The sequence below is a fragment of the uncultured Megasphaera sp. genome (assembly GCF_958350005.1).
Lineage (GTDB): Bacteria > Bacillota > Negativicutes > Veillonellales > Megasphaeraceae > Megasphaera.
The window spans coordinates 1-10,015 of the sequence record NZ_CATWFF010000074.1; the positions used below are offsets into that span (position 1 = coordinate 1).

Below are 10,015 nucleotides of genomic sequence, written 5' to 3' on the forward strand. Positions count from 1 at the left end.
TTTTTACATATATTGCATACCAACAGGCAGTACGATTCTTTTTCAGCAAGGCCCTTCCTGTCGTCAGATACAGCGAAGCCGTGAAAATTCGACTTCGTTCTTGCATTGACCAGGCCGTCAATGAGATAATAAGTAAAATATTACGATACATTGCGAGGTACGCACATGCAAAACGATAAGAATAAAAGCGCTATCAGCGCAGCCAAACTCTATTATCTATCCGGCTACAGCCAGACGGAAATTGCCAGAGAACTGGGCCTGTCCCGCCCGTCTGTGTCCCGGCTGCTGCAGTATGCCAAAGACATGGGATTTGTCCGCATCAAAATTTTCGATCCCATTGAAGACCAGAGCCATTTGGCAAAAAAAGTCGCCGCTGCGTACCATTTGCGAGACGTATGTATTGCCAATGTCCCTATTGATGATGAAGAAGATATGAAAAAGTATCTTGGTCAGAAAGGGGCGGCCTATTTAAACTCCATTGTCCAGGACGGAGATATTATCGGCGTCGGCTGGGGAACAACCATGCACAGTCTCGCTCATGCCCTGATTCCTCATTCTCTGCGGGGTGCCCAGATCGTACAGCTTGAAGGGGGCATTACCTTATCTACTGGTGAAACCTATGCCAATGAAATACTGGAACGGTTTGCCAAAAACTACGAAACCATTGCCCAGTACCTGCCCCTTCCTGTATTGTTCGATTCGAAAGAAGTAAAGGACATGGTCTATCACGACCGCCACATTCGGCGGGTCCTGGAACTGGGGAAAAACGCCAACATTGCCCTGTTCAGCGTCGGCACCGTCCGGGACAATGCCCTTTTCTTCCGCCTGGGATATGCTGATTCTGAAGAAAAAGCATTCATTAAGGCCCATGCTGTCGGCGATATTTGCTCCCGTTTCTTCACCGAAGACGGACACATTGCCAGTGAAGAGCTAAATGACCGGACTGTCGGCATTGATCTGGACTGTCTGCACCAGAAAGAATACAGCATTCTCCTTTCCGGCGGCGAAGCAAAGGTTCAGCCAATTCGTGCGGCCCTCCTCGGTGGCTATGCCAACGTACTCATTACGGATCAGTTTACGGCCCGCCGCCTTCTGGAAACCAGGCAGTAAACGGGCATACCTGTGCAATACCTGTCTTTTGCTATTCCCTGACTGATGATTTCGTTGCATTTCCAACAGACGTACCGTTCTCTTTCCAGTATACTGTTCCTAATCAATCACAGAAGGAGACAGGAAAATGGAAAAAACAATGTTTTGCTTTCAATGTGAACAGACTGCTGACGGCAAAGGCTGTACAGGCTGTGCCGGGTTTTGCGGAAAAACGAAAGACGTCGCCCTGAAACAGGACGAACTGACAGGCGCACTCATCGCCCTGGCTCAGGTCTGTCGGACCGGTACCCCTTCAGCCGATACGTATCGGCTAATACTGGAAGGGTTGTTTACGACCGTTACGAATGTCAATTTTAACAAGGATACAGTACAGCTCCTGACCCGTAAGATTCAGGAAAAGAAAAGCGCCGTATCATCTCAGCCGCCAGCTGACTACGACATGAGCCAGATCTGGAACGCAAACGAAGATATTCGTTCCCTGAAAGCGCTCATTCTCTTTGGCATTCGCGGCATGGCAGCTTATGCCTATCATGCTCTTATGCTGGGAAAATCATCAGAACCAGTAAATGCCTTCTTTATCAAAGGCCTGTGTGCCCTGGCAGAAAATGACAGTATGGATACACTCCTTCCCGTCGTCATGGAAACGGGCAAAGTCAATCTGGAATGCATGGCCCTTCTCGATGAAGCCAATACGTCCGCCTATGGAACGCCTGTACCTACGACGCTGCCGCTGACTGTAGAAAAAGGTCCGTTCATCGTCATTACGGGACATGACTTAAAAGATCTGGAACTGCTCCTGAAACAGACCGAAGGGAAAGGCATCAATATCTATACACACGGCGAAATGCTCCCGGCCCATGCCTATCCGCTGTTAAAAAAATATGCCCATTTAAAAGGCCATTTCGGCACGGCCTGGCAGAACCAGCAAACAGAATTTGCAGACTTGCCGGCTCCTATTCTGTATACAACAAACTGCATCATGCCGCCGCACAAATCCTATGCAGACCGCGTATTTACAACAGAAGTCGTTTCCTATCCCGGCATGTGCCACATTGGCAGCGATAAAGATTTTTCGCCAGTCATTGCCAAAGCCCTCGAACTGGGAGGCTATGCGGAAACCCAGTACAGAACAGGCATCAACGGCGGAACAACAGTTACGACTGGCTTTGGCCACGGTACGATACTGGCTGCAGCAGATACGATTATTCAGGCCGTTACATCTGGTTCAGTAAAACACTTCTTCCTCGTCGGCGGCTGCGACGGTGCCCGTCCGGGACGCAATTACTATACGGAATTCGTTAAACAGACACCGGCTGATACACTGGTTCTCACCTTGGCTTGTGGAAAATACCGGTTTAACGATATGAATCTGGGAACTATTGGCGGCCTGCCCCGCATCCTGGATATGGGGCAGTGCAATGATGCCTACGGTGCCATAAAAGTTGCCCTTGCACTGGCCGACGCCTTTGGCTGCAGCGTAAATGAACTGCCCTTATCCCAGGTATTGTCCTGGTACGAACAGAAAGCAGTCTGTATTCTCCTGACCCTTCTCTATTTGGGTATTAAAAATATCCGCCTGGGCCCGACATTGCCGGCTTTCGTTTCGCCCAACGTTCTTCAGTACCTGGCAGATACTTTCCACATTCAGCCCATTACTACACCGGAAGCCGATTTAAAAGCCATTCTGGGATAATCCAGAGCTTCTGGCCATACAGAAAAGACCTGTCTTTCTCATCAGCTCAACATGCTGAGAAAGGCAGGTCCTTTTATTTTATATACAACAGGCAGGCAGCGTGTCTGCCATATTACGGCTCCGTTTTTCCTGCTAATTCCTGAAACTTCAGGGCTCCCTGAACCAGCATGGTCAGCGCCGTTTTAAAAGATTCTTCGTCAATGTAAAAATGGCAGTTGTGATTGGCGTAAAACGTCGTTTCCCCTTTGGGGGTAATGCCAAAATGATAGTATGCACCTGGTACGTGCTGCAAATAGTAGGCAAAATCCTCGCCGCCCATGACAGGGTCAGCCAGTACAGCTGCTTCCGGCCCATACAAGGCTTCCGCCAGATCGAGAAGAGCCTGGGCATAAGCCGGCGTATTGTACGTACTGTCATAGCCAAATTGGTAGAATACATCTGCTTTCATCCCAAAGGCTTCTGCATACTGTCTGGCAATAGTCTCAATCATCGACCTCATGCGTTCCCGCGTTGCTGGCTGCAGCGTCCGCACAGTACCGGTCATTTCTGCAGTATCGGAAATAATATTGTTTTTCGTTCCATAGTGGAAGGTACCTATGCCGAGGACGGCCATGTCCTTCGGCGCCACCTGGCGGGACACGACCTGCTGCAGCGCCGTCACGATCTGGGCCGCTACCGGCAGCGGGTCCAGGCAGTTCTGCGGCTGCGATGCATGGCCACCCCGTCCGGTAACGGTAATCGTAAAGGAATCGGAAAAGGCAGACATGGCACCAGGACGGGTAGTAATCTGTCCCGTGTGAATCGTCGGGTCCGTATGCTGACCGATAATGGCATCTACGCCATTGAGCACCCCGGCAGCAATCATTTTCTGTGCGCCCCCTGGCGGTAGTTCTTCTGCAGGCTGGAAAATAAAGACAAAAGTACCGGAAAGTTCCGTGCGATGGGCATACAAGGTATACATGGCCCCCAGCAGCAAGGCTGCATGAGAATCGTGCCCGCAGGCATGCATGACCCCTTCATTCTGAGAAGAAAAAGGCAGTCCCGTCTCCTCTGTCACCGGCAGGGCATCAATATCGGCCCGCAGGGCAATGGTCGGGCCGGGAGCAGCACACTGAAGCCGGGCCACGACGCCTGTCGGCAGGGGCCGTTCACAGGTCACATCCGGCAGGGCCTTGATTTGTTCTATAATATACTCCGTTGTCTTATATTCTCCATTAGACAATTCCGGATATTGATGAAAATGACGCCGCCACGCTCCAACCTTGGGCAGCACCTCTGCGATGGTCTGCTGAAAATCATGCATATTCTGGCACCTCCTTTAGCCGCACAGCTTCATCTATGCCAGACGACGGGCATATCCGCTTACTTCTTCATCAGTACAATAGACAAAATGACCGGGACCAATTTCATGCAGTGCCGGATGGGCTCCTTCCGGATACTGATGAGCTGCCGGGTCGTAGTCAATCCGTTTCCGGTGGCGTTCGGCAATCAAATCGGTCAGCGGCGATGCTGACAGAAGCGATTCCGTATACGGATGCAGAGGATGATTATACAGCTCATTTGCCGGAGCCAGTTCCAGAATCCGGCCGTCTTTCATGACGCCAATGCGGTCGCTGATGTACTTGACCATGGCCAGGTCGTGAGCAATGAACAGATAGGTCATGCCCTGTTCTTTCTGCAGGCGAATCAGCAGATTGACGATCTGGGCCTGAATAGATACGTCCAAAGCAGCCAGACATTCATCGGCAATGATGAAATCAGGCTGTACGCACAGCGCCCGGGCAATGCCGATACGCTGACACTGGCCGCCGGAAAATTCCGTCGGATACCGGTTGACATAGGCCCGGTTAATGCCGACAATATCCATCAGTTCCAGTACCCGCCGGTGTACGTCTTCCTTCGTCTTGCAGATACCGTGCAGCTTCAGGGCATCGCCAATAATCTGATTGACTGGAATCCGCGGATTCAGCGACGCAAAAGGGTCCTGAAAAATCATCTGCATAGACCGGCGAAACTGCATCATATCACGCTTTTTCTTAATTTTGGTAATATTCTGTCCTTTGTACAGAATGTCGCCTCCTGTCAGGTCTTCCAGCTTGATAATCATCCGGCCTGTCGTCGACTTGCCGCTGCCTGATTCGCCGACCAGGCCAAAGGTTTCGCCTTTATAAATCGAAAAAGATACGTCATTGACAGCCTTGACTTCACTTTTCTTTTTGGCATTAAAAGTTTTGCATAAATGGGATATCTTCAACAGTTCTTCAGCCATAATTCATTCTCCCTCCCCCGATAGTATGTCTGCTAAATCTGCAGCAAGTAGGAATGCTTAAATACTTCATAGCGTCTGCAGATTTCTGCCGGCGGCGTTACGTGCGGTGCCTGCGGCGCCAGAAGCCACGTTGCTGCAAAATGGGTAGGACTGTTGCCGACTTTAAAAAACGGCGGCTGCTGTTCAAAATCAATAGGCATGGCATAGGCGTTGCGCGGCGCAAAGGCATCGCCTTTCGGCGCATGGAGCATGTTGGGCGGCGCCCCGGGAATACTGTACAGCGATTCGTCTTTCGTATCCAGTGACGGCATGGAGCAAATCAGCCCCCACGTATAGGGATGCTGGGGATTATAGAAAATTTCTTCAGCCGTGCCGATTTCCACAATACGGCCGGCATACATGACAGCGACCTTATCGGCAACATGAGCGACGACGCCCAGATCATGAGTAATAAAGATAACGGACATATTCAGTTTCTTTTTCAGATCATCAATCAAATCGAGAATCTGCGACTGAATCGTTACGTCCAGGGCCGTCGTCGGTTCATCGGCAATAAGGATATCAGGCTTGCAGGCCAGGGACAGGGCAATCATAACCCGCTGGCGCATGCCGCCGGAAAACTGATGGGGATAGTTTTTCCAGCTTTCTTCCGGATTGCGGATGCCTACCAGCTTCATGAGCTCAATAGCCTGGGCAATGGCTTCTTTTTCCGGCATATCTTCATGAACCCGGATAGATTCGGCGATCTGCCGGCCTACGTTCATCGTCGGATTCAGAGAGGTCATGGGGTCCTGGAAAATCATGGCAATTTTCCGGCCTCTGATTTTTTCCATTTCTTCTTCTGACAGTTTCAGCAGGTCTTGCCCTTCATAGAGAATTTCGCCGCCGCCATATATAGTATTTCCAGGAAGAACCCGGTTGATCGCTTTCATGGATACAGATTTCCCCGATCCTGATTCACCGACTAGTGCCAGAGTTTCTCCTTTTTTCAGACTGAATGTGACGCCCCGCACAGCCTCTACGGTGCCGTCTAAGGTATGAAAAGACACATGCAGGTCCTTAACACGCAAAATTGTTTCATTCATTGTACTCACCGTCTTCCATAAAGACATATATCACATCACAGCGTCTGCCATGATGTGATATATGCAAATTCTCAGGTGTTCCCTTTATTCAAACGTCCATTCATGGATATCATCCAGAGAGCCTTCCCAGAAGTCCTTAATACCGCCTTTGAGATTCTTGCTCTGCGCCATGATCTGGTCCTGTTCATACAGGGAAACGACGAACTGGTTATCCCGCATGTACGTCTGAATTTCGCTGTATGCTTTCTTCCGTTCATCGAAATTCGGCAGTAATGCAGCGTTGGTCATCATTTCCGTCAGTTTGGCATCGTCAGTATGGCCGAAGTTGCTGCCTGCACCAGGTACGAAGTACTGGCTGTAATCAGGATCGATAGTCAGGGCATACCCTAACAGCATCAGTTCATAATCACCTTTTTTAGCATTGGCCAGAACCGTCGGGAAGTCCAGTTTCTGCTGTTTAACATTCAGGCCAATAGCCTGGAGGTTCTGCTGAATCAAATCGGCAGACTGTTCACGCAGGGTATTGCCAATTGGTACCTGCAGGACAATTTCCTTCGACGTATCAAATCCGGACTGAGCCAGTTCTTTCTTGGCTGCTTCTACATCATAGGGCAGCGGCGTTACGCTGGCATCATATACAGGGCTGACTTTCGTATATACTGTCGGTACGAGCTGGGCAGCACCTTTGTACAGATCGTCAATAATCTGCTGCCGGTTAATGGCCATCGTAACAGCCCGGCGGAAATGTGTGTTATTAAATGCTGGATTACTGTTGTTGATTTCCAGATACTGCGTATTCAGGGACGGCGCCGTTTTAATAGTAAGCTTGCTGTCTTTTTTCAGGACATCCAGGTCTTTAACTGGAACAACGCCGATACCACCGGAAGCAGCGAGCTGTACATTGCCCGATTTCAGTTCCGTTACGAGGTTCGTGCCGTTCATAATGCGGATAAAGACTTTCTTCAGTTTCGGCTGACCTTTATAGTAGTTTTCATTGGCAGCCAGTTCTACGTGATCGTTAGTCTTATAATCGACAAACTTATAGGCACCGCTGACAACAGTCGGCTTGGTTGCCGCATCGGAGTTGGCAATGTCGGCGGGATTAATTTTTTCAAAGACATGTTTCGGCACAATGTATACTTCAAAACCCAGCATGCTCTTGATGAAATTCGGGTCAACCGGGCGTTTTGTCTTCAAGAGGACTGTCTTGTCATCCTGCTTCTGGGCACCTGTAATCGTCGTTGCGCCGTTTGCCAGCTTGCCTACATTGTCAACGCCTTCAAGCATGTTAATATAACTGCCTTTCGTCGTCTGAACCTGCGGATTGGCAATCAGATTCAGCGTAAAGATGACGTCATCAGCCGTAACAGGCTGCCCGTCAGACCACTTGGCGTTCGGATTCAGCTTGATCGTATAATTCTGGTTGTCCGTCGTTTCAAAACTGTCAGCCAGATGAGGCGTAAACTTGTTTGGTTCCGGCATGCCTACAAGCGTATCGTACATAAACCGAATCGTAAACTGTCCGGCAATATCCGGGTTAAACAGCGGATTGAATTCAGCCGGCGCATTGGTCATGCCAATGGTCAGGTTTTCCTTGCCTCCGCCGCCGCTGGTGCCACCGGAACCACCGCAGCCGCTCATCATGGCAACCCCCAGTGCCAAAGACAATCCCAACAGTATTCTCTTTCTGTTTCTAAACCAATGTAGTACTCCCATATGAAAATCCCCTCTCTATGGAATGATAATATATGATGAAAGAAGCGGTATGCTTCTGCATCTTTATTTGTTTGTATCGCCGTTAATGGCTTCATTCAGACCGTCGCCGAGGAAGTTAATCGTCAGGACGGCAATAAGAATGGCAATGCCTGGCGGAATCCACCGCCACGGTTCTTCTGACAAAATCATGATAGACTGCGCGCTGGTCAGCATGTTGCCCCAGCTGGATGTTGGCGGCTGCACGCCCATGCCCAGGAAGCTCAGGGCTGCTTCAATCAGAATTGCCTGAGCAATACCAAAGGTACAGTTGACTAAAATAGGCGACAATACATTCGGCAAAATGTGCTTAAATACGATGGTCGTCGGCGAATACCCGGTTACAATGGCGGCGGCCACATAATCAATCGATTTGATGCGCAGTACTTCGCCGCGGACGAGACGGCAAATTGGCGGCCAGCCCATGAATCCCATAACCAGCATGACTGTCAGCATATTGGGACCAATGAGACTGACAATGACCAGGATGATCATAAACTGCGGATATGACATGAACACTTCTGTAATCCGCATAATCAGACCGTCTACAACTCCGCCGAAGTAGCCCGACAGCAGTCCCAGCGTAATGCCGATAAGGGAATATACGGCCACAGAGCCAATGCCGACGATCAGCGATACCTGCGAGCCGTAAATCAGACGGCTCAAAACGTCTCGCCCTACATCATCAGTCCCCAGCAGATGGGCTGCTGACGGACTTTCATCAAAGGCCCCGACAGTTTGCGTCGGATCAAACGGTGAAAGAATCGGTGCCAGAATCGCAATGGCAATAATGGCGATAAAAATAAACAAACTGTACAGGGCCGCTTTATTCTGACAGAATCGGCGCCATGTCCGCTTCTTCCAGGAGTCATTCTGTTCTTCTTCTGCAGCCGAAGTCGTCGCCGCCGGCGTTGCGCCAGCTGGTGTCCCGGCAACGATGCCGTCCGGATGAAGCAGCACAAATTCTTTAGCATCCAGCATATCCATTCCCCCTTACTTGCCGTATGTAATACGCGGATCAATGACGGCGTATAAAATATCAATGACAATGTTGGCAATCAACACAGCGATGGCCGACAGAATAACAATGGCCATCAATACGGGATAATCCCGGGAATTAATCGCCAGGACCGTCAGGGAGCCAATGCCGGGCCACTGGAAAATCTGTTCCGTAATGACGGCACCGCCAATGATCTTCGGCAAGTCTGTCCCAATAACGGTAACAATAGGAATCAGGGAATTTCTCATAATGTGATGCCATAAAATCTGACGGCGGTTCAGCCCTTTGGCCAGAGCCGTGCGGATATAGTTTTCATGGCGAACTTCAATGACACTGGAACGGACGTACCGAATCATGTTGGCCGAGAACTGCGAAGCCATGACGATGACCGGCAGTACCAGATGCATAACCAGATCTTCTGCGCCATTGTCAGCACCAAGAACACTCATGCCGCCAGTAGGAAAGATATCGAGTTGAACGGCAAAAATATAAATCAGCGCCAGTCCCAGGAAAAAAGGCGGAAACGAAACATTTAAAAAGGTCCAGCCAATGATGCAGCGGTCCAGAAGCGAATTCTGTTTCCACGCTGCCAGAATCCCCAAGGGAATGGCCGACGCATACGCGACGAGCAGACTCAGACTCATGAGCAGCAGCGTCGGACTCAGGCGCTGACCGATAATTTCCTGTACAGGCTGACGGTTGCTGAAGGAAAAGCCCATATTGCCGCTGAGGAAATTCTGAATCCAGTCGATATACTGGACGACCAGCGGCTTGTCCAGTCCCAGCGAAGCCCGGGTCAGTTCTACCTGAGCCTGGGTCATATCCGGAGAAATAAACATATCTGCCGGATCGCCCGGTGTCAGATGGACGAGAATAAAGGCCCCTACTGATATAAGAAATAAAACAGGAATAGAAATAAGCAGTCGTTTTACAATATATGCTCCCAAAATAATCACCCCTCTATAACAGCAATGTTCCCCCTGATTCACTTCCTTTTCGTTATCTTTCTAAAAATATATGCAATGGCACATTGTCATGCGCCATTGCATGGTCTTATCATACACCTTTTTTAAGAGTGGTCAAATCTAAACGTTCGATTTTATTTT

Annotated in this window: 8 protein-coding genes; 2 read left to right on the forward strand and 6 right to left on the reverse strand. The window is 49.7% G+C overall.

Annotated elements, in window-relative coordinates; genetic code table 11:
- Window positions 1–165 precede the first annotated feature (165 nt).
- Window positions 166–1,110, forward strand: a complete 945-nt coding sequence (locus Q3886_RS05750; RefSeq protein WP_301860224.1) for a sugar-binding transcriptional regulator — start codon at window positions 166–168, stop codon at window positions 1,108–1,110.
- Between the two features lie 127 nt (window positions 1,111–1,237).
- The gene (gene hcp / locus Q3886_RS05755; RefSeq protein ID WP_301860226.1) at window positions 1,238–2,803 is read left to right on the forward strand and encodes a hydroxylamine reductase; all 1,566 of its coding nucleotides are present in this window, start codon (window positions 1,238–1,240) and stop codon (window positions 2,801–2,803) included.
- A gap of 112 nt (window positions 2,804–2,915) precedes the next feature.
- On the opposite strand, the gene Q3886_RS05760 is transcribed toward hcp, so the two are convergent.
- The 6 genes from Q3886_RS05760 to Q3886_RS05785 form a co-directional block, all read right to left on the reverse strand.
- A complete protein-coding gene (locus Q3886_RS05760) occupies window positions 2,916–4,106 on the reverse strand; it encodes a M20 family metallopeptidase (RefSeq protein ID WP_301860227.1) in 1,191 nt (396 codons plus the stop codon).
- Between the two features lie 33 nt (window positions 4,107–4,139).
- The gene (locus Q3886_RS05765) at window positions 4,140–5,072 is read right to left on the reverse strand and encodes an ABC transporter ATP-binding protein (protein WP_301860228.1); all 933 of its coding nucleotides are present in this window, start codon (window positions 5,070–5,072) and stop codon (window positions 4,140–4,142) included.
- A gap of 32 nt (window positions 5,073–5,104) precedes the next feature.
- Entirely contained in the window at window positions 5,105–6,157 is a 1,053-nt protein-coding gene (locus Q3886_RS05770; protein ID WP_301860229.1) for an ABC transporter ATP-binding protein, read from the reverse strand.
- Window positions 6,158–6,241: 84 nt separating this feature from the next.
- Window positions 6,242–7,873 (reverse strand): ABC transporter substrate-binding protein, encoded by a 1,632-nt coding sequence (locus Q3886_RS05775; protein ID WP_301860231.1) that lies wholly within the window; start codon window positions 7,871–7,873, stop codon window positions 6,242–6,244.
- A gap of 63 nt (window positions 7,874–7,936) precedes the next feature.
- A complete protein-coding gene (locus Q3886_RS05780) occupies window positions 7,937–8,890 on the reverse strand; it encodes an ABC transporter permease (protein ID WP_301860232.1) in 954 nt (317 codons plus the stop codon).
- A 12-nt stretch (window positions 8,891–8,902) separates the two neighbouring features.
- Window positions 8,903–9,856, reverse strand: a complete 954-nt coding sequence (locus tag Q3886_RS05785; protein ID WP_301860233.1) for an ABC transporter permease — start codon at window positions 9,854–9,856, stop codon at window positions 8,903–8,905.
- Window positions 9,857–10,015: the final 159 nt, after the last annotated feature.